General features: G+C 56.7%; 22 protein-coding genes, 1 other RNA gene and 1 pseudogene. 5 read left to right on the forward strand and 19 right to left on the reverse strand.

The window, feature by feature from the left end; all coding sequences use genetic code 11:
- From KI617_RS19595 to KI617_RS19620, 6 genes are read right to left on the reverse strand one after another with little or no spacing between them, the layout of a single operon-like run.
- Positions 1–465: a TlpA family protein disulfide reductase gene (locus KI617_RS19595; RefSeq protein WP_226449228.1), complete on the reverse strand. Its 465-nt coding sequence runs from the start codon at positions 463–465 to the stop codon at positions 1–3.
- Complete coding sequence (locus KI617_RS19600; RefSeq protein WP_226449229.1) at positions 462–1655, reverse strand: exo-alpha-sialidase; 1194 nt, start codon at positions 1653–1655, stop codon at positions 462–464. The genes KI617_RS19595 and KI617_RS19600 overlap by 4 nt, the downstream gene beginning before the upstream one ends.
- Positions 1642–3915, reverse strand: a complete 2274-nt coding sequence (locus tag KI617_RS19605; RefSeq protein WP_226449230.1) for a TonB-dependent receptor — start codon at positions 3913–3915, stop codon at positions 1642–1644. The genes KI617_RS19600 and KI617_RS19605 overlap by 14 nt, the downstream gene beginning before the upstream one ends.
- A gap of 14 nt (positions 3916–3929) precedes the next feature.
- A complete protein-coding gene (locus KI617_RS19610; protein ID WP_226449231.1) occupies positions 3930–4340 on the reverse strand; it encodes an ExbD/TolR family protein in 411 nt (136 codons plus the stop codon).
- 2 nt (positions 4341–4342) lie between these two features.
- The gene (locus tag KI617_RS20430) at positions 4343–5077 is read right to left on the reverse strand and encodes a MotA/TolQ/ExbB proton channel family protein (protein WP_319004130.1); all 735 of its coding nucleotides are present in this window, start codon (positions 5075–5077) and stop codon (positions 4343–4345) included.
- Between the two features lie 12 nt (positions 5078–5089).
- On the reverse strand, positions 5090–5776 hold the full coding sequence (locus tag KI617_RS19620) for an energy transducer TonB (protein WP_226449232.1): 687 nt from the start codon (positions 5774–5776) through the stop codon (positions 5090–5092).
- 110 nt (positions 5777–5886) lie between these two features.
- On the opposite strand from KI617_RS19620, the gene KI617_RS19625 reads away from it, so the two are divergent.
- On the forward strand, positions 5887–6564 hold the full coding sequence (locus tag KI617_RS19625; RefSeq protein ID WP_226449233.1) for an energy transducer TonB: 678 nt from the start codon (positions 5887–5889) through the stop codon (positions 6562–6564).
- A 261-nt stretch (positions 6565–6825) separates the two neighbouring features.
- On the opposite strand, the gene ssrA is transcribed toward KI617_RS19625, so the two are convergent.
- The 8 genes from ssrA to KI617_RS19665 form a co-directional block, all read right to left on the reverse strand.
- Positions 6826–7156: a transfer-messenger RNA gene (gene ssrA / locus KI617_RS19630) on the reverse strand.
- A 250-nt stretch (positions 7157–7406) separates the two neighbouring features.
- Positions 7407–8300: an alpha/beta hydrolase gene (locus tag KI617_RS19635; RefSeq protein ID WP_226449234.1), complete on the reverse strand. Its 894-nt coding sequence runs from the start codon at positions 8298–8300 to the stop codon at positions 7407–7409.
- Positions 8297–8677: a hypothetical protein gene (locus KI617_RS19640; protein WP_226449235.1), complete on the reverse strand. Its 381-nt coding sequence runs from the start codon at positions 8675–8677 to the stop codon at positions 8297–8299. Before KI617_RS19640 ends, KI617_RS19635 begins: the two co-directional genes overlap by 4 nt.
- Complete coding sequence (locus tag KI617_RS19645; RefSeq protein WP_226449236.1) at positions 8643–9665, reverse strand: hypothetical protein; 1023 nt, start codon at positions 9663–9665, stop codon at positions 8643–8645. The genes KI617_RS19640 and KI617_RS19645 overlap by 35 nt, the downstream gene beginning before the upstream one ends.
- 156 nt (positions 9666–9821) lie before the next feature.
- Positions 9822–10142, reverse strand: a complete 321-nt coding sequence (locus KI617_RS19650; protein WP_226449237.1) for a CopG family antitoxin — start codon at positions 10140–10142, stop codon at positions 9822–9824.
- Between the two features lie 57 nt (positions 10143–10199).
- Positions 10200–11447 carry a hypothetical protein gene (locus tag KI617_RS19655; RefSeq protein WP_226449238.1) on the reverse strand — a complete coding sequence of 416 codons (1248 nt, stop codon included), beginning with the start codon at positions 11445–11447 and terminating at the stop codon, positions 10200–10202.
- Positions 11448–11568: 121 nt separating this feature from the next.
- On the reverse strand, positions 11569–11739 hold the full coding sequence (locus KI617_RS19660; RefSeq protein ID WP_226449240.1) for a hypothetical protein: 171 nt from the start codon (positions 11737–11739) through the stop codon (positions 11569–11571).
- A 65-nt stretch (positions 11740–11804) separates the two neighbouring features.
- Positions 11805–12290: a hypothetical protein gene (locus tag KI617_RS19665; protein ID WP_226449242.1), complete on the reverse strand. Its 486-nt coding sequence runs from the start codon at positions 12288–12290 to the stop codon at positions 11805–11807.
- Positions 12291–12394: 104 nt separating this feature from the next.
- Here KI617_RS19665 and KI617_RS19670 point away from each other — a divergent pair, with 104 nt between their 5' ends.
- Positions 12395–13051 (forward strand): recombinase family protein, encoded by a 657-nt coding sequence (locus KI617_RS19670; RefSeq protein WP_226449244.1) that lies wholly within the window; start codon positions 12395–12397, stop codon positions 13049–13051.
- Here KI617_RS19670 and KI617_RS19675 read toward each other — a convergent pair.
- A complete protein-coding gene (locus tag KI617_RS19675) occupies positions 13048–13629 on the reverse strand; it encodes a hypothetical protein (RefSeq protein WP_226449246.1) in 582 nt (193 codons plus the stop codon). The genes KI617_RS19670 and KI617_RS19675 overlap by 4 nt on opposite strands.
- Before the next feature lie 103 nt (positions 13630–13732).
- Between KI617_RS19675 and KI617_RS19680 the strand changes: the two genes are divergently transcribed.
- Complete coding sequence (locus tag KI617_RS19680; RefSeq protein WP_226449247.1) at positions 13733–13921, forward strand: helix-turn-helix domain-containing protein; 189 nt, start codon at positions 13733–13735, stop codon at positions 13919–13921.
- A gap of 98 nt (positions 13922–14019) precedes the next feature.
- On the opposite strand, the gene KI617_RS19685 is transcribed toward KI617_RS19680, so the two are convergent.
- The 4 genes and pseudogenes from KI617_RS19685 to KI617_RS19695 all read right to left on the reverse strand — a co-directional run bounded on the left by KI617_RS19685 (position 14020) and on the right by KI617_RS19695 (position 17131).
- The gene (locus KI617_RS19685; protein WP_226449249.1) at positions 14020–15567 is read right to left on the reverse strand and encodes a site-specific integrase; all 1548 of its coding nucleotides are present in this window, start codon (positions 15565–15567) and stop codon (positions 14020–14022) included.
- 60 nt (positions 15568–15627) lie between these two features.
- A pseudogene (locus KI617_RS20585) lies at positions 15628–15771 on the reverse strand (hypothetical protein); the annotation flags it as partial.
- A 229-nt stretch (positions 15772–16000) separates the two neighbouring features.
- Positions 16001–16528: a hypothetical protein gene (locus KI617_RS19690; protein WP_226449251.1), complete on the reverse strand. Its 528-nt coding sequence runs from the start codon at positions 16526–16528 to the stop codon at positions 16001–16003.
- Between the two features lie 9 nt (positions 16529–16537).
- The gene (locus KI617_RS19695) at positions 16538–17131 is read right to left on the reverse strand and encodes a riboflavin synthase (protein WP_226449253.1); all 594 of its coding nucleotides are present in this window, start codon (positions 17129–17131) and stop codon (positions 16538–16540) included.
- 127 nt (positions 17132–17258) lie between these two features.
- Here KI617_RS19695 and KI617_RS19700 point away from each other — a divergent pair, with 127 nt between their 5' ends.
- A complete protein-coding gene (locus KI617_RS19700) occupies positions 17259–18398 on the forward strand; it encodes an ABC transporter substrate-binding protein (RefSeq protein ID WP_226449255.1) in 1140 nt (379 codons plus the stop codon).
- Between the two features lie 80 nt (positions 18399–18478).
- Positions 18479–19618 (forward strand): ABC transporter substrate-binding protein, encoded by a 1140-nt coding sequence (locus KI617_RS19705; protein WP_226449256.1) that lies wholly within the window; start codon positions 18479–18481, stop codon positions 19616–19618.
- Positions 19619–19669: the final 51 nt, after the last annotated feature.

Genomic DNA, 19669 nt, shown 5'->3' on the forward strand with positions numbered 1-19669 from the left:
TCAGAAGCGAAGACCGGTCGCTTTCTCGACCACTTCGGTCGAGACCACGCCAGACAGTTTTTCCTTCCGCCCCGCACCATCGAACAGAAAGGTGCGCGGCAACTCGCCGCCCCAAGCGGGATCAATGGCGTAGGCAATCGCTTCCGGATTGTCATTACCGTAAGCGTAGCGCGGCCCGGCCAGCGCGTAGCGGCTGAGCATCGGCCAGAGTTGAGCGGTTTCCGGCTCAGCCGCCACGGTAATCACGCGCAGCTTTTTGTTGCTTTTGACCAAGCGGGAAAACAACTTCAGATTTGCCTTGCAGTAATTGCAGTCGGATGACCACAAGGTGACGACGGTCGGCTGCTTGTGGCTATCGGCGCTGAGCAGGCGCTGCGCTGCGACACGGTCGAGCGGCACGAAATCGGCGGCAGCCAGCGGCCCCGCCGCGATCAGGAAAACAAGAGGGAGTAAGCGGCGAATCATGGCAGCGGGAAGAGGCGGAAACCTTCTTTTTCAGTTCGCCAGAAGACGAAGAGCTTGTCGTGCCGACGGATGACCCGTGCCTGATCCGAGGCCGCATCGGTTGCCGCCAGGGCAATTTCAGTGAAGCTCTTGCCGCTATCGGATGAAACCTGGGCACGCAATTGCGTCCGCTCGCCGTCGAATTCCTTCCAGGCAATGGCCAGCTTGCCCCCCGCTGCAGCCATGTCGGCATGCGCTGCACGGGCGCCGCCAACCTGCCGCTGGCCTTCGACTCGAACTTCGGCGCCGGGAACCAATTGACCGTAGAAGACGCGGCCGGCGCCATCTTTCTGATTGAACCAGACCGCGTGGCGCATGCCCTGCTCATCGACCACCAAAGAAGGGCCATGATGCGGGCAGCCATCGACCTTCCAGCGATCGAAAGTAGCCCGCTGCACGCTTTCCACCTGGCCATCCGGCTTCAGTCGGGCCAGCGCATGATCGCGCTCGTTCGGTTCGAAGACGTGGCGCCACATGAAGAGCGGCGCACCATCGCGGTCGAGCGCACTGGTCACCCGGCAGCATTCGCAGGAGTGGTCAGCCAGTTTGTATTCGGGCTGGAAACTGCGGCCGCCGTCGGTCGACAACGCGGCGTATATCGCCGCCCCCCGATAAGGTTTTTTGCCGGATTTGGCGGCCTCGAGGTCGCGCTTGTCGATCCAGGCCAGGATCACCTTGTTGTCCGGCGTTGTGAGCAGGGACTCGAAACGGTGGGTGATTTCGGCTGGATCCTTGTGCACCGTGAGCGGGGCGGAAAAACGCTGCCCATCGTCGGCGCGGGCCAGCCGGATGGCGCCGCTGTAGGGCTTGCCGAGCGGGCGGGTCCAGGCCACCAGCAAGCCGCCATCAGCCGCGAAGGCTATTTTCGGACGGTTTTCACCATCGGCAGAAATTTGCTCGGGTTGTGCGTTAACCGCCGTTGGTGCCGACCAGGTCTTGCCGTCGTCATTACTGCGGTAAAGCATGACGTGCTCGCCCTGTTTGGTTGCAACCAGCAGGCTGCCGTCAGGGGCAAAAGCCGCCGAGGCGCCCAGTTCCTGCTTGGCCGCCTTGGCCATGCCGGGCATGGCGTCGGCCGCCGAAGCTCCCGGTGCGACGAGCGCGAGCATCAGTGCACCGCTGACCGCGGCGAGTAGCTTAGTAGTCAACACGAATCTCGCCATGGAAAGTACGTTGCGGGTAGGGGTGGAAAGCGTAGTACTTCTCGTTGGTCAGGTTATCGACCCCGAAGGCGGCAGTCATCCCCTTGGCAAAGCGGTAGGACAACTTGGCATCGAAGGTCGAGAAGGAACTGTTCCCACCATAGGTATCCGGCCATTGATCGGAGTTGTCGGCATTGTTGTATTGCTTGCCGCTGTACTTGTAGCCGAGCGAGCCGCTCACCTGGTCATTAAAGCGATAGACCGCCAGCAGGGAAGCGCGCCAGTCCGGCACCCGAATCACCCATTTGCCAACACTGGCCGGATTGAGTTGGTTCTCCAGCACTTTGGAACGGGCATAGGTCAGGCTGGCCGTCAGATCGAGGCCACGCATCACTTCCGGCGCCACATAGGCGACTTCTGCCCCGCGCACGCGCAGCTTGTCGATATTCTGGTTGCGCGTTACCAAGCTGTAGTCGGTAAAGCTATAGAGGGCATCGCGCACGATTTCCTCGAACAGCGAGAGGCGCAGAACGCCGCCACCGACCGCGCCTTCGGCCGTCAAATCCTTGGCGAAGATTTTTTCCGGTTTCAGGTTGGGGTCGCTGATACGGAAGGCTCCCGTCGTTTCATTCTTCTCGGTCTGATAGAGCTCGGTTACCGTCGGGAAGCGATAGGCCTTGCCCAAAGAGGCACGCAAATTCCAGTCCGCCGTCGCTTGCCAGGCGAGACTGAGTTTCGGCGACGTACCGCTGGCCTCGCGGTCGCTGAAACTGTTGTTGCCCAGAGTCGTCGTGTAAATCAGGCCTTGTGTCGCCTCCCATTGCTCATGGCGCACGCCGGCAGTCAAACTCCACTTGGGCGCCAGTTTCCACTCGTCCTGAATGAACAACGCCTGGGTCTTCGTGCGGCCATGATTACGGTTGGTCAGCGCCGTCTTGCTGCTTTCGTTAACCCAACTGGTCGAGTTGTATTTTTCGTAGTCGTAGTTGTAGGCGTCATGATGCAGGCCAGCCGTCACCGTGTGCCCAGCCTTGCCGCCGCTCGGCTTCCAGATCAGGCGCAGGTCGGCATTGTTCCAACCGGTACCATCAGAAAAGGCAACGCTACCGCCGGTCGCTGTGGGACTGGAGGCGGCACGGGCAATATCGGTTGGGGTTTCGTAGAGTGAAAAAGCGCTTTCCAGTCGCCAATCGTCAGCCAGCCTGCTATCGAAAGTCAGGCCGTAAAGCCGGTTGACCGTCTCGCTATTGCCCGGTGCGAAGGTCGATGCGGCCACCGTATAACGCTGGCCGTTCACCAGAATGGCACTGGTGCCGGTAGCTGAAGTAACCGTTTGCCCGGCCGCATTCTTCAGGTAGCTCTCCGCCCGGGTCGTCGAGTCGTTGCGCCATTCCCCAAACGTGAAGGCCAGCCGGCTTTCCGGCCCGAAGTCGTAAGCCAGGCGAATTTTCCCGACATCCTGCACGGTGTGGTCGATGCTGGTGGCGCCGACGATGACGCGCTGTACGCCGGAAGGATCCTTGTCGACGGTATAACCCGAGTAAGGCACGCTACCTGCGCCGCTAGTCGCCCGCGTGGCGGTGGCAAAGCTCATCGGCTGGGCACGACTGTCGAGGTGATTGGCCATCAGCGAAACCGTCAGGCCGCCAACGCGGAAACCACCGCTGGCTTGCTCCTGATGGCCATAGGCCGTCATGTCGGTACCGTAAAGCTTGTAGGGCTGGGAAAATGCTTGGACTCGCGCGTGCGCCTCGACATTCTCCGGCCGCCGCGTCGTCATCAGGATGGTGGCTCCGGCCGAATTGCCGGGAAGCAGGGCAGAAAACGGCCCGTAGAGCACGTTGACCGTGTCGATTTCTTCGCTGCCGACCAGGTTCCAGCGCGCCGGATAGGCATAGCTGTTGCCGAGCAGATTGGAGAGCAGCAGGCCGTCGGCGTAGACCAGCGAGCGGGCGCTCTGCACCGTGCCGGTGGTGCGTGCGGCGATGATCGCGTTGCGGTCGCCGATATAGCGCTTGCGAATCTGCAGGCTGGGCAGGTATTTGACGATGTCTTCGGTGTTGACGACGTTCATGTTGCGCGCCTGCTCGCCACTTACTTCGGCTTGCGGCGATGGATTCTGGACGACCGTGGCTGGGCGGCTGTGGCGAACTGTCATTTCAGCCAGTTCCTTGGCGTTGTCGTCAGTGGCATCGGCGGCCAGCAAGGTGCCGGAAGAAAGCAGTGAGGCAATCGCCAGAGTCAGCGGTTTGAGGCGTAGGAGATTCATTTTTCTTCGCTCGATCAGGGATTCGGTTGAGTCAGGAAAGCAATCTTCACAATGCTGGCGCGCTGGGCAGCGGCCATCACATCGGCGACTTTTTCGTACGCCACCTTGCGGTCGGCACGCAGGTGCAGTTCCGGCTGGCGGGCACTGGCGGCGGCGAAGCGGGCATCGAGCGTAGCCCGGTCGAGCGCCTCGCCGTTCCAGAAAATCTTGCCGTCGATGTCGATGGCAAGCTGGATCACTTCCGGCTTGTCATCGAGCTTGGTGGCGCTGACTTGCGGCAGGTCGATCGGCACCGCCTGATGAAAGAGCGGGGCGGTGATGATGAAGATGACCAGCAGCACGAGCATCACGTCGACCAGCGGCGTCGTGTTGATTTCGGCCATCGGCTGGGTGACGCCAGCCTCCTCGAAGCTTCCGAAAGCCATGATCAGGCCTGCCGGCCGGCGCGGGCGGCGCCGATGTCGACCAGATTGACGTTGCCGCCAACGCGCACGCCGGTCGTCAGGTAGGCGTGCAGGTCATGGGCGAAGCCGTCGAGTTGCACGGCAACCAGCCGGTTGGCGCGGGTAAAGGCGTTGTAGGCGAGCACGGCGGGAATGGCCACAAACAAGCCGGCCGCCGTCATGATCAGCGCCTCGCCAACCGGGCCGGCGACCTTGTCGAGCACGACCTGCGTCGCCCCGGAAAGCCCGACCAGCGCGTGGTAGATGCCCCAGACGGTGCCGAACAGCCCGATGAAGGGCGCGGTCGAACCGACGGAAGCAAGAAACGTCAGGCCTCTTTCGATCCGGGCCTGGGTATTGACGATGTGCGAGCGCATCGAGCGGGTGACGAATTCGCTGGCATTGACGCCGGCCCCGATGCCGCGGGCGGCGTTCTGCTGGTGCGCCTGCGCGGCGTGAGCGCCGGTCAGGGCCAGGCCGGCGAAGATGCCGGATGGGTCGTCGCGACGCAGGGTTTCCAGCGCCTCGGGCAGGGAGTTGGCGCCCCAGAAACCGGCCAGCGCCTTCTCCTGCGACCGCGAAGCGCGCCAGGTCGACAACATCTTGGAGAGAATGACCGACCAAGAAGCCAGCGACAGGATGGCCAGAATAGCGGCGGTGATGTGGGTGACCAGGTCGCCCTGGCTCCAGAAGTGGGCGAGGCCCATTTGCGAATGCATGCTTTTCCTTTCCTACTCAAGCGCAAAGGTGATCGGCACGACCACCGAAGAATCAACCGGCTCGTCGCCGCGCCGCGCCGGCACGAAGCGCCAGCGGGTCACGGCTTCGACGGCCGCTGCATCGAGCCGCGGGAAGCCGCTCGATTTTGAAATCGCCACATCGAGCGCCGTCCCCTGCGCGCTGACACGGACTTTCAGCAAGACCTTGCCCTCCTCGCTCATGCGTCGGGAAAGCGCCGGGTAAACCGGCTTCGGGTTGTGCAGGTAATCGGCATCGAAACGGGCGGCCACCACGGCCACTGGAGCCGGTGCTGGCGGCGCCACGACCGGCTGGGGTGGCGGTGCCGGCGGCTGCGGCGCGACGGTGAAACTGCTCGTCGCTGCCGGGCTGGCCACGGCAAGAACGGGTTGCGGCTGAATGACCGGCGGCTTGCGAACCGGCACCGGCTTGGGTAGCGGCGGTAGTGGCTTGGCCGGCTCTTTCTTTTCTTCGATCATCGGCAGCAGGCGCGCACTGATGCTCGAAGGCAACTCAATCAACTCATTTCTGACCGAAACGTACAGCATGGCGTAGGCCAGAAGGACATGGAGCAAAACGACGATAGCCGCATTGACGACACGCTCGCCGGCCGATGGCGCTCTTTCCCGGCAATCCAGCGGTGGCAAAACAAGCGCAGTCACGACGCGTTCTTGATCCATGTTAAAAATACATTGAGAAACAGAAACTTAACGAGGGGCGAATTCTAAGCACTCCGCCCCGGGAGGCCGATGTGGCAAATTGTCACAGGCCCCGCGGATATAATGCGCAGATGACTGCCGGTCTCCGCCCCTCCCTGCCCCCCCCATCGGAATGGCGGCATAGCGGTCGTTACTTCCTGATCGCCATCGCCTTACACCTCGCAGCCCTCGGTTACCCGCTGACCCTGGCCCTCGACAGGCCCGAAGCCAGGCCGCTGAGTCCCCTCATGGCCAAGCTGGTGGAAAACGTATCCGCGCCTCAGTTGACGCCGCCGGCAATGCCGCAAAAGCCGACCGAACAACGAACGCCGCGCCGGGAAAAATCGGTGTCGCAACCGCGTCCGCTCCTCGCGATGCCAGCCCAGCAAGCAAGCGCCCCGTCGGCCTTCACGGTGCCTGAACCGCTCGTGGCCTCTCCGGCCACGCCACCCGCGCCACCCAGCAGCGCACCGCAAATCGCTGTCATCACCAGCGCTCGCTTCGATGCCGCCTACCTGCACAATCCACACCCCGAGTACCCGCCGCTTTCCCGCCGTCTTGGCGAAGAAGGCAAGGTGCTGCTCAAGGTGCGGGTAACGCCGGAAGGCCGACCGGCCGCGGTCGACCTCGAAAAAAGCAGCAATTTCGACCGACTGGACGAGGCCGCCCGGCAAGCCGTGGCCCGCTGGCGCTTCATCCCGGCCAAGCGCGGCGACGAGCCAATTGAGGCCTCGGTCATCGTGCCCATCGTGTTCAGGCTGGATAGTTAGGGAGACGCTGAAATATTCGTCATCCCCGCGGCCTCGACACACCCGGGACTCCGCTTCGCGGCGGGCGAAGCGGGGATCCAGTTCGTTGATTTTTCTGGGTTCCCGCCTACGCACCCCGAGGGTACTTCTGCGCCGCAAAGCAAGTCCCCTGGTGGGACGGGGCGCGGGAATGTCATTTCCGAATAAATCAGCAGCTACTTAGGGAATGTTCTTGGCCGTTATCCGGTCATCGGATTATCCGAGCTGAGCGGAATCCGGAATTGACGACGGGGACCGAAGTCCCCGCCGGCTATCTTTGGTAACAAGGCTCTAGCAGCCCCGGCTAACCGTTTTTAGGCGGCAATAGCGAATTGCTCATCATTGGCAATTATGGATTTGCTTCATTAACGTCGATCGCCTGACGAGTTGCCTGCGCACCTTTGCCCGCCCTGTCGAAACCAGTACACCCCCATCCAAAAACACTCAGCGGAATGTCCTTGGGTGGAGGTGAGGGGAATCGAACCCCTGTCCAGAACGCCTCCAGATTGCCGGAATTACAACCATGCTTCCATTATGAGGGCGATGGTCCGTGCTTTCAAGAGGCTTGATATTTCTAGACTTTTACCAAGTAGTGCAACCGCGAAGCTCTGCGAGTCCCTTCGAGTAGCAATGCGCTTCGTTTGGGACTGTTACAGGTGTTTGGGACACCTGCTTGGGATCAAGCCTAGCATTCTTGGGGCTGATGTATAAGACTCACCCCAATAGCAGGAAAAAAATTTCTCGCAGTGGGCATCCATGCGGTCGGTTCTACCTAAGGTTACCCACCTGAATATGGAATATAAATTTCTGAGTTGAAACCGGATTTAGTTGAAGGCGAAGCGATACAGTATGAAGCCTCCGTATCCAATTGCAGCCACTATTATTGACGCTAAGGTTTTTACTGGTGCAATAGAAAGAACTGAAACCGCTGTAGATGCTGGTGGTCTTTCTGCACCCCATGATGACTTAACAATTTGCCCAGAAAGAATGTAAGGTAGCCAATATTGTCGAATATGGTTTAGGGAGAAAAAGTCACTGTGTCCAAGTTTGTGAAAACGGTCTTGGACATTGTAGGTTTTGAATCCGAATGTTCCACTAGAGCCAAATCCCCAAGTTGATACTTTTGCAGCTACAGGCCACAAATCGTCTGTACCTACATCATTAAGCACGGAAGGTGGTATTTTGGGCAACAAATCCCAACGGTATTCATCGTTGATTATCGATCCACATAACAATAGACGATTGATTATTATGTCAGGTTGTTCTGCAAGGATACGTGAAACTATATATGTCCCAAAGCTATGAGCAACTACCGCAATCTTTGCCGTTCTATTCGCGGCAACAATGCCGCGAATTTCTCGTAGAACTCGCTCAATGGGTTTGTTTCGAAAGTAAAACGGAAACCAAAATCTGATTGCATCAAAATATCCATAGCCTACTGGGAATACTTTAATGTTGCTGGTTTGACTAAGCTCTTGTGCAACTCGCTCTTGCCATGCAGCGTTTGTTCTAATCCCATGAATTAGGATAACGATCTGGTTTTGCGACGTGTTACTTTGCCCAAGCGTGAAGGCCAGTACAACTAGCGTTTCAACTTTCTCGCGTTCGAAGGGATCATTAATCAGAGCAAGTTGGGCTTTGAGATATTCCAATTGGCTCTGTGCTGGCAAAGACAGAACTTGATTAAGTAGATTGTCAGTATTTATAAAATCGCTCATTGCATTGATGAGTCTTTTATTTTGTAGTAGAGGCGAATATTTTCAGAACTAACAATCACATCAATATCACGACGCCAGTCATGTATTGACGATGGGATTGCCTGAATACTTTCAAAGTCTCCTATTCCTCCACGAGACTCTGATTCAACACGGAAAATTCTTACCAGAACCCCTGTCTCGACTAGTCTATTTATGATGGCAGAGAATCCCAACATAGATGATGGGATAGCTATATCAAACAGGCGTGTGAGGCTAAATACTAGTTGTTGTGAATTTTTAGAACGAGATTTACTATCCAAGAAGCCTTCAAGCCTTTGGATCGTCCCGGATTCCTCAGGGAACTCAGGTGTTAAGTAATCTAAGTTGATCGAGGACATACTGATAATCGGCGGGGCTGCAGTGTGCCGGCACCGCAAACTCATTCAACTCCCCAGATAGTAATACGTGAATTTCTTTAGACGGGCCGGGTATTACGTTTTTGAACCAAATGTTTGAGCTGTCGCAATAAGCATCGTGGTCGAGAAAGGCTTCTAAACTCTTGACCACGCCGTCATCTGACAGCAAATCACAATTCTCAGTTCCTGTTGCTGCACGTATCGTGTTCCCGTTGTCATTTACCAGAGTGTGATCGCTAAACCGAATTATTCTTGATAAGGTGGCTCGGTCAGTCCATAACTTATTTTTAGCGCGCAAAAGACTAATCGGAGTGAAATGAGACTCGGACAATAGGAAGTCAATCCGCCGCCACATTAATACTAGGTCACTCGCATAACGAGTGCTATTTGAATGTGATCCCAAACGAATTTCTAATAGTCCATTCCGATGTAGGCGGACTACATTTACAGATCGCTCCCGAATCTCTTCATAATTTCTAGAAATTTGATTGCCAAATCGAGTTTCCTCAACAAACCGCTGTGAAACTCTTGTTTCAATAATCTTTATGATCAGTTCTGTATCGATTCCAGCAGTTATCCAACGTACATCCGCTATTGTTGGTTCGCTTGGTTGGTCTAACACTCTTGGCGTGGTTAATAAATCTTGTAGATTTTGACGTGCTAAAGCACTTGTGACGCGTGACCTTTCCATCAGTGTGGCAGCGGTATCTTTGCTGCAATGAAATAGGAATACGTGCTGGCGCCCGCATTCTTCTGCAGACCTTAGCAATTCAATTAACTCTTGTTCAGAAACCGAATGTGACGCAATTGCCGGCAGAAGCCGTTTGTTCCTCATATCATCCCAGCTTGATGCGGAATGCGTGAGCTTTTTAACCTTTAGGAATTCAGTTACAACACCTAGACTTGTCGTTTCTTCTAGAAGTTGGAGAATTGAGCCTAAACGACTGATCTGATTATTCTGCGCTGACAAGATTACGGTCTCCAACGTAGCTGAATTCTGGGCAGCAAGGTACCTTGCTGCCCCGCGAATTATATGCCTCAAACCTATCCTTTACACATGCGCTTGGAATTTATTGACGCTTGCGAGGGTAGCTCGGTGTTCTCTTGCATCTGGATTAGTGTCTTCTCAAGGGTGCGCTTGAAGTATTGTTTTTATGTAGGTCTGATAAGGCATCCCAAATTGCGCAGCCTTGCCCCGTAGCAGATCGAGCAAGTATTTCGGTAGTCGTATCGTAATTTTCTGCGACGGGCTGCTGGCCGGGTCTTCCTTTTTCCGGCGTGATGGCTGCTGACTTGCCTTCTCTGCCACCAGTTTCTGTGCTGCCTTCTGTACGAGGACGAGCATTGCTTCCTCTTCAGGGCTAAGTGCTGGCATTTCCGGCATGGTTGTATCCAGCCAACTTGGGTCGTCCAGATAGTCCGTGCCAAACGGGTTCAGTGTGTCCATACGTTTTTCGCTCACATCAAATTTTAATCACTGGATCAGGTTGAATATCCTGATCCCTTATATGTCTGCCGGGTTTCCGCTCAGATCAGGGAGAGATGAGCGGCTAGGCTGATTGAGATCGTTGATGAGAGATTGAAGCTCGATATGGGAGGTGATACCGCAAAGTACCTTGATGGGGTCTGCGAGATGGTGAGCGATAGGCGAGTAAGAAGTATTTAGAGAGCGATTTTGCGAGGTGCAGATTGATTGGGCTTCCGGCGTAGTCTCTGGAAGTTGATTTCCCCAGCAATGGCGCTGGTTTTCGGGATGTTGAAGGGATGCCATTCCGGGCTGGTTTTCCAGCAAACATTGCGACTCAAGACGGTCCGGATTTCCGCAAGCGAAGGTGTTCTTGTCCCTTGCCTTTCCACGGCCGGTTGGCGCCTGCCAGCGTTTGGTTAGCGTCCGCAGCCGGACCCGTGCAACGTTGTTCAGCGGGCCGGCAGTTGTTCCACGCTTGTTCTTGCGAGTGCCACCGCCTTTACGGTTAATAGCGGCAAGGTTGCCATCAATGTCCATAATATTGCCGAGACATATCTGGCGTTCTGCCATCAGACGCTCAAGCTCAGTTTGCGGATCATCAAACTGGCGAAAGCGGAAGTAGTTGCTCAGGCTGGCAAAATCAAATCCGGCAAGGTCATCAAGCGTCCGCACTGGGCTGGCGTTACCTTGTAACCGTATCTCAATCCGTGCCCGGTGCTCATTTTCTGGAAGGTCTTGCTTGTTGTCTTTACTCTTCAAATAACCATGCTGGAAGCGGTCGCCATTACCGTTACCGATGCCAATCTGAAAGCCATCCGCGAGCGCGTAAATCAGTTCCCGTTGTGACCCGATAGCCCGTGTTTCCCCTTTCCGCCGATAGACGCGAGGATGGTCGGGTGAGACCAGATTGATACCTTTCAGGAAGTGCGCAGTCATTTCGGCAAGTTCGTCGGGAGAGGTACCTTCCTCGGCATAGGCATCAAGCGCAACTTCAATACCAAGCACCGCGATTGCATAGGATGGGTCGAGACGATCCCGGATGGTGGCAAGTGCTGCAGTGATCGCAGCGAAGCGTTCCGGTGCTTGGATACGGATGGCAAAGCGCGTGGTTGTGGTGTTTTTGACCCGTTCATCATATTTTTCGCCGGTCTGCGGATTGATGCCGTGTGCGTGCGAAAACGTGCCCGCTGCCTTGAGATGCTTGCCCTGCGTAGCTTTCAGGGTATGGACTTCTAGTTCCACCCAATCGACGACGGCAAGAAAACGGAAGCGGCTATAGTCCATGTGCATTTTCGATGTTACCGCCTCGTGGTCTCTGCCCGCTGGCGGCTTTGTTTTTGTTAGTCACCCATGACTGACAATTCAAGACGACCGGGAAAAGTGCGAACATTTCCCGGTGATCCTGTTACATGCCTTCGGTAACTATCGTCTGGCCGGTATAGTCATTGACCAGCACAAACGATGCACCCGCTGCATTGGTGCCAATATGGGTCACTGCATGGCCGGTGTCGTAGCTATGCTCAATCATCGCAGCTTCGAGATAGTCGGCGGTCTGCTGCATCGTCAGTGTCTTCATGGGTGCTTCTCCTGGAAAATGAAGGGGCGGAACCGCCGCCCCGGTCGGGTTAGTAATCGTGATCTTTATTCGTCTGCTGCCTGCACAAGCATCAGGGACGGCCATCCCTTCATGCAGTTCTCGATCCACAGGCATGGCTGATCGGCTTCGTCCCGACCGGCATGAACCTTGAACCCCCCAAAATCTTCCGTGCCCCATACCTCGCCGAGACGCATGAACTCAGAAATTTCCTGATCGTCCTGTATGGCTGAATAACGCAACAAGGGGTGATGGTCGGCAATGCTGTGGAGCGAAACACGTTGCGCGTTGATCGTTTCAGCCAGAAGGCCGCTCATGACCGTTTCCCTGATTGACGCGGTGACGTTCTCGTCAGCAGGCGTCTGTTCAATCACGCCAGCGCACCATTGCTGCCACGACTGCCCGGCATTGCCAGCCAGCCACTCAACCGCTTGCCACGTCGGAGCATCCAGCTTAATGCCCGTCCTTCCACCTCCAGCAAGGGGAACCATCTTTTGAACTGTAGGCATCGCGTAACCTTCAAATTTCGACAAGCAGACTATACAACCAATTAGAATCATTTGCAAACTATAAGATTCGTCGCTATACTGTGTCGCATCTAAACGGTCATTTAGCTGCGACACAGCAAGGGAAAAACATGAAGCCAGTCGTCATTTACCGCCGCGTATCAACCAGCGAACAGGGGAGGAGCGGCTTGGGTCTGGAAGGTCAGGCCGCGACGCTGGCCCGCTTCTGCGAGTCCGAAGGTTTCGAGGTTGCTGCCGAGTTTCAGGATGTTGCCAGCGGCAAGCTGCCGGTTGAAGCCCGCCCCGGTCTTGCATGCGCACTGGAGAAGGCACGTAAGCTGCGCTGCCCGGTGATCGTAGCCAAGCTGGATCGCCTGTCCCGTGACGTAGCGTTTATCTCTGGCCTGATGGCACGTGGCGTGCCCTTCATCGTCGCGGAGCTTGGCGTCGATACCGACCCGTTTATCCTGCACCTGTTCGCGGCCCTGAGTGAGAAAGAGCGCCGCATGATCGGAGAACGGACAAAAGCTGCACTACGGGTCAAAAAAGAAGCCGGGGCATTGCTCGGCAACCGGACGAACCTTGCCGATGCACGCGTCAAGGCTGGCGAAGCCAAGACAGCCTCAGCCCGTGCTTTCGCTGATCGTGTTCGCCCTGAGATTGAGAGGATGCAGGCCGGTGGCGAGAGCTTGAATAAGATCGCCGCCCGCCTTAACGCAATGAGCGTTCCGACTTCTCGCAACGGCGCATGGACGGCAAAAGCAGTAAGCCGGGTGCTTACGGCCTAATCTTGCCAGCCTGACACACGCCCATTGTCGGTATATACAAACTCGTCATATTTTCCATAGACATGCTGGATATGCCTTCCCCAGCTTCCCGTAGTTCTGTTTTCGACAATTGGACGCCCCAAAGATGCGTATAAAGCGCACGTGGTCATGCCCATACGAAGCGTCCGACGCTCGATAACTGCATCGTCAAAATGTAGCCGTCTAGATTTCGCTTGTTTCTTCAGAATTAAAAGTAGCTCGCCATCGGCATACCCTTCAGCAACCAAATATCTCGGCATGCCTCCCCTGACGACTTCGCCATAGGTCACGCAAAATTCATCAGCAGTCAGATTTTTTAACGTTCCCAAGTCTTCAGCGCGGCGCTGGGTATTCTTTTTAGCCACGAGTGCTGAGTAGCTAGCTTCAAATTCTGCATATTCTTTCTGCCGAGCCACTTCATCCGCACTTTGATTGTCGCAAAGTTGCCTGGGGTTAGCTTCTTGGCTATTCAAGCCACACTCTGAGGCAGCTTCAACTGGATTTAGCGTAACGAGAATCGCGATTAGAAAGCATGGCAAAAACCCTTCTCTAACTCCCATCACCCCTCCAAATGTCACGATTAGTGCGTGGCCGTTAAGGATACACTGACTCACAGTTCGAGGGGTGACGACAGCATCCCTCAGATCACGATTCGGACAGCGAGTGCGGCAGCTACGGAAGGTAACCGGGCTTTCGCAGGAGGCGTTCGCCGACAAGTGTGGTTTTGCCCGAAGCTACATGAGCCGCGTCGAGCGAGGTGGTGCAAACCCGTCTCTAGATGCTATCCAGATAATTGCTGATGGTCTCGGGGTTCCTGTGGTTTGCCTGTTCGAGCAGCCGGAAGCGTTTTAAGCCCTGTGGATAACCCCGCTAGTGGGGCAGCCTACCCAAAGGGCCAAAAACATCGCGTAGCGCGTTTCCGAAAGACTGGGTGTGATTAACTACCAGCTTCAGTCGCGGCAATACGGGGCGACATGCCCAGTGATATGAGCGAAGTCCAACGTTGCGACAACTTCCCGCATGATGGCAGGCGAGAAATCCTTGCCATACCTCCCGAACGTCACGCTGTCGTCTTCGTGTCCCACCAGTGCGGCAATTTTTTCCTTTGGGACATCCGCTTGCTTCAGCCGGTCAATTACGGTGTGCCGAAAGCTATGAAAAACTTTGCCATCCTCGCTAATACCGCACTTACGACGGTAACTTTGGAACCACCGCGATATCGTCTGGCCGTATCCATCCCGCTTTAGCTTAAGTTCCGGAAATAGGCGCGTTTCATTGGCAGTGCGTAGCTCATCAACGTATCGCAGCAATCCCAAGCGCACGAGTTCTGCATGGATGGGAATGCTTCGCTTACCAGCCTTGGTTTTCAGACGCTTGCCTTCGCCCTGATCGTTGATACTGATGAGAGGAATTCCATCGCTTTCGCAAAAGTCGGCCAGATGCAGTTGTGCGATTTCGTTCTGTCTCGCCCCGGTGAAAAGTGCTATCAGTGCAGCCCAATACTTGTAAGGTTGCTTAATCCGCTCACGGCAGTAATCCTTCCGATGAAACAGCTTGGTAAGGTCACCATCGGAAAATGCTTGGCGCTCTTCACTCGCCCGCTTGGGGTTCTTGATCGTCATCCCCCCTGCCGGGTTCAACGCGGTGTAACCATATTCGACCGCCCATCGAAACAAGGCCGAAATTCGGGTCAGATTCTTATTGACCGTGTTCGGCGCGGCCGGCTTGTCGCCCAGTGCAATGATTTCATCAATGCTTTTTCCTCGATAACGAGGGCTTTTATTGATATTCGGAGGAAGCCGCTGAATCGTCAGTTTGTAGGCTCGGTGTTGTTCATAGCCATAGCCGGTGATTGGCTGATCACCAACAATGTTCAGCCATTGGGCTAGGATCGCCCGATTCTCTGCGTCCGTCTTGGCTGTCCAACAACCTTCCGCGTTTTGGTTGTCACAATACGCTTCAATGACAGCCGACAATGGATCACCAGTCACAGCAGGTGGTGACACAACCCCTGTCGCTGCCGGCACTACACCAGATGCCTTAATAGCCCGCGCTGTGAAATCGGCCAAATATTCCCGCTCCTGATCGAAGCGGGTTGCTTGAGTATTGATTGCCTCACTGTGCTGGGCAGTCAGGGAAATTCTTTGCGCCCGTTTGGAGAGTGTAATTCCATCACGCTCAATTCCTTCCTCACGATCACTCAATGCAATGATCTTGGGCAATAGGGCAGCCATCCGCACGTCAAAGGCATCAAAAGCAGCAAGCACCTCTTGAGCGAGTACCGTATCGTTAGTTGCCTGCGCGTGCTCTGCCAGCAAGTCCAACTCCCCCCGCGCTGCCTGCAACTCAGCGAATTGATCACGGATCGCATCATGCGCACCGTCGTACTCAAGGGTCGAATCGACAAGGGAATCCAGCTCCTTAGCGAACCTGTCTCGTTCCAGTTGGAGGTCTGCCGCGAAACTAAAACCGGGCAGTTCATTGTCATTCGCGCTCATTCGACGAACCTTGTGGAAATACTCTTGCGTAAAGCTTGCCATTCGGAGGGCAATTCGCTTCGCGTGCTTCTTGTTGGTCGTGCCTACCGATAGGCGGTATTCGTAGGCTGGGAATGATAGCCGTAGCGCCCTCGGTATGACGACTCGGAACCCGAAAACGCCGTGTCGGTTGCGGTGAAGATATGCCGGTAACTTGATGGACATTGCCTGCCCTCCCTTTGGGAGACTCGTTTGGGACACCAAACGAATTGGCACTGCCACAAAAAGAAAAACCCGCTAGGCTTTCAGCGGGTTACGTTACTTGGCATTTCGTCGAGGGGAATCGAACCCCTGTCCAGAACGCCTCCAGATTGCCGGAATTACAACCATGCTCTGGATTATGGGGGCGGGGGGTTGGTTTTTCAAGGGCAGACTTTGTCAGTGCTGGCGAATATCAATGGCTGCACCAGCTGCGGCGGTCGCCGGCGCCAAAAACATTGCGCGCCCGTTCGGTCGAGGCCAGCGTCGACCGCACTTGCCCGGAAGTGCCATCAAACAACACGTTGAAGCGGGCCGGCTCATTCCAGTCGTCGCAATATCGCCACTCCCAGACCAGCTCGTCGCGCGCCTTGAAATAGACGGTCCATGCCGGAACCGGCGGTCCGATAGTGCGAAGAACCTGTTCCTGGGTCATGCCAGAAGTAATGCGGGCGAAATGCTTCATCGTCAGTACGTTTTCACGCGAGTGGAAGCGGCCGTTGGCATCGCCATGCACAAAGAAGGTGTGATAGCCCATGGCCCCGAAGGGGTAGGCCAGGGTTTCGCCGCCATCGGCTTCCTTCCAGCGCAGGGCAGGAATACCCATCGAGTACTCCACATCGATCAGACGAGCATCGACCGGAATTTTCCCGGCACCGTCGTAGTTGGCGCAAGCAGCCAGCAGGCCACAGAGCAGAATACCGACCGACAGGCGAGCAGTCATGGCAAGTGCTTACTCTCGGCCAGCAGCAAGCAGACGCTCGCAATAGCGGGCGATCAGGTCCACCTCCAGATTGACCTTGCTGCCCGGCTTGAGCAGGTGCAGCGTGGTGTTTTCCAGCGTGTGCGGGATCAGGTTGATGGTGAAATCGGTGCCGTTGACGTCGTTGGTCGTCAGGCTGGTGCCGTTGACCACGATTGAACCTTTGCGAGCGATGAACTTGGCGATTTCTTTCGGGGCACGGATTTCGAGCAGGCGGTTGTCGCCGACCGGGTCGAAACACAGCACCTCGCCCACGCCATCGACATGGCCGGAAACCAGATGGCCGCCGATCACGTCGTTCAGGCGCAGCGCCTTTTCCAAATTGACCGGGCCGGGGGCATCAAGGCCAACGGTGCATGACAGGGTTTCCGGCGAGACATCGACCATGAATTGATTGCCGTCACGAGCGACCACGGTCAGGCAGACGCCGTTATGAGCAATCGAATCGCCCAGGGCGACGCCATCCATATTCAGCTTGCCGGCATCGACATGCAGACGGAAACCGACTTCGCGCGGTGTGAGGTGGGTGATGCGGCCGACCGCCGCGATGATTCCTGAAAACATGACAGAGCCCGTTAATAAGCAAAACATTGACTTTATCACGGCCGATTGACCGCTCGGCTTGCATCAAACACCGTTTGGCAATACGTTTTCACCTTTGCGCAATCGATTCACCAGAGGGAGACAAAAGATGAAAAAAACACTGCTGGCTGCACTGCTATCCACGCTTGCCGCCACGGCATTCGCCGACATCAACATCGGCGTCACGCTGTCCGCCACCGGCCCGGCCGCTTCGCTCGGCATCCCGGAAAAGAACACCATCGACCTGCTGCCGAAGACCATCGCCGGCCAGAAGGTGAATTACATCGTCCTTGACGATGCCTCCGACACGACGACTGCCGTCAAGAATGCCAGGAAGCTGATCAGCGAAAGCAATGTCGACCTGATCATCGGCTCGACCACGACGCCGAACTCGCTGGCCATGGTCGATGTGGCGGCCGAGGCTGAAACGCCGATGATCGCCATGGCCGCCTCGGCGCGCATCGTCGAACCGATGGATACCAAGCGAAAGTGGGTGTTCAAGACGCCGCAGAACGACGCCCAGATGTCGACCGCCATCGTCGAGCACATGACCAACAACAACGTGAAGACCGTCGCCTATATCGGCTTCTCGGATGCCTACGGCGAAGGCTGGTGGAACGAGTTTTCCAAGCTGGCCGAGGTGCGCAAGATCAAGCTCGTCGGCAACGAGCGTTTCAACCGCACCGATACCTCGGTCACCGGTCAGGTCCTCAAGATCATGTCGGCCAAACCCGATGCCATCCTGATCGGCGGTGCCGGCACGCCAGCCGCCCTGCCGCAGAAATCGCTGAAGGAAAAGGGCTTCAAGGGCATCATTTACCAGACCCACGGCGTCGCCAACAACGACTTCCTGCGCGTCTGCGGCAAGGATTGCGAAGACACCGTACTGCCGACCGGCCCGGTGCTGGTGGGTGCCCAGCTGCCGGCCGACAACCCGGTCAAGAAATCGGCCATGGAGTATGTCGGCAAGTATGAGGCCGTACATGGCAAGGGTAGTGTCAATGCCTTTGGCGGCTATGCCTGGGATGCCGGCATCCTGCTCGCCAATGCCGCCCCCATCGCCCTGAAGAAGGCCCAGCCGGGCAGCAAGGAATTCCGTGCTGCCTTGCGCGATGCGCTGGAAGCCACCAAGAACGTCGCCGGCGCCCATGGCGTGTTCAACATGAGCGCCAACGATCACCTCGGCCTCGACCAGCGTGCCCGTGTCATGGTCACGATCAAGGACGGCGCCTGGAAGCTCGCCAAGTAGTACGAATCCACTGCAATCCGGCCCAAAAAGGCCGGGTTGCACATGCTAGACTTCGTTTTTTTCGTTTCCGGGATGAAAACATGCTCAAGAAACTGACCCTGGCTGTACTTGCCACTGTCTCTACCGCCGCACTGGCCGACATCAATGTCGGTGTCTCGGTCGCCGCCACCGGCCCGGCCGCTTCGCTCGGCATCCCGGAAAAGAACACTTTCGCCCTACTGCCGACCACCATCGGCGGCCAGAAGGTCAATTACATCATCCTCGACGATGCAACCGACCCGACCGCCGCGACCAAGAACATCAAGAAGCTGATCAGTGAAAACAAGGTCGACGTCGTCGTCGGCTCCTCGACCACGCCGAGTTCGCTGGCCATGATGGATGTCGCCGTCGAGAACGAGACGCCGCTGATCTCCATGGCCGGTTCGGCCATCGTCGTCGAGCCGATGGACGCCAAGCGCCAGTGGGTGTTCAAGACCGCTCAGAACGATGCGCACATGGCCACCGCGCTGGTCCAGCACATGACCGACAAGAACGTCCAGACCGTTGCTTTCGTCGGTTTCGCCGACGCCTATGGCGAAGGCTGGTACAAGGAATTTGCCAAGATTGCCGAGGCCCGCAAGCTGAAGATCGTCGCCAGCGAGCGCTATCAGCGCAACGACACTTCGGTGACCGGCCAGATCCTCAAGATCATTTCGGCCAAGCCGGATGCCATCCTGATCGGTGGCGCCGGCACCCCGGCCGCCCTGCCGCAAAAGGCGTTGAAGGAAAAGGGCTACAAGGGCCTGATCTACCAGACCCACGGCGTGGCCAACAACGATTTCCTCCGCGTCGGAGGCAAGGACGTCGAAGGCGCCTTCCTGCCGGTCGGTCCGATGGTCGTCGCGGCCCAGTTGCCGAACGACAATCCGGTCAAGAAGTCGGCCATGGAGTACGTCACCAAGTACGAAGCCGCCAACGGCAAGGGTAGCGTCAGCTCCTTCGGCGGCCACGCCTGGGATGCCGGCGTACTGCTGCAGAACGCCATCCCGGTCGCGCTGAAGAAGGCCAAGCCGGGCACCGTCGAGTTCCGCCGTGCCCTGCGCGAGGCGCTGGAGAACACCAAGAACGTCGCCGGCGCCCATGGCATCTTCAACCTGACGCCGAACGATCACCAGGGTTTCGACCAGCGCGCCCGCGTCATGGTCACCATCGAAAACAACACCTGGAAGTTGCTCAAGTAACTCCGCATCCCGTCATGCCCGCGTAGGCGGGCATCCAGAATCTGCTCTGGA

It is taken from the genome of Ferribacterium limneticum, from assembly GCF_020510625.1.
GTDB lineage: Bacteria > Pseudomonadota > Gammaproteobacteria > Burkholderiales > Rhodocyclaceae > Azonexus > Azonexus limneticus_A.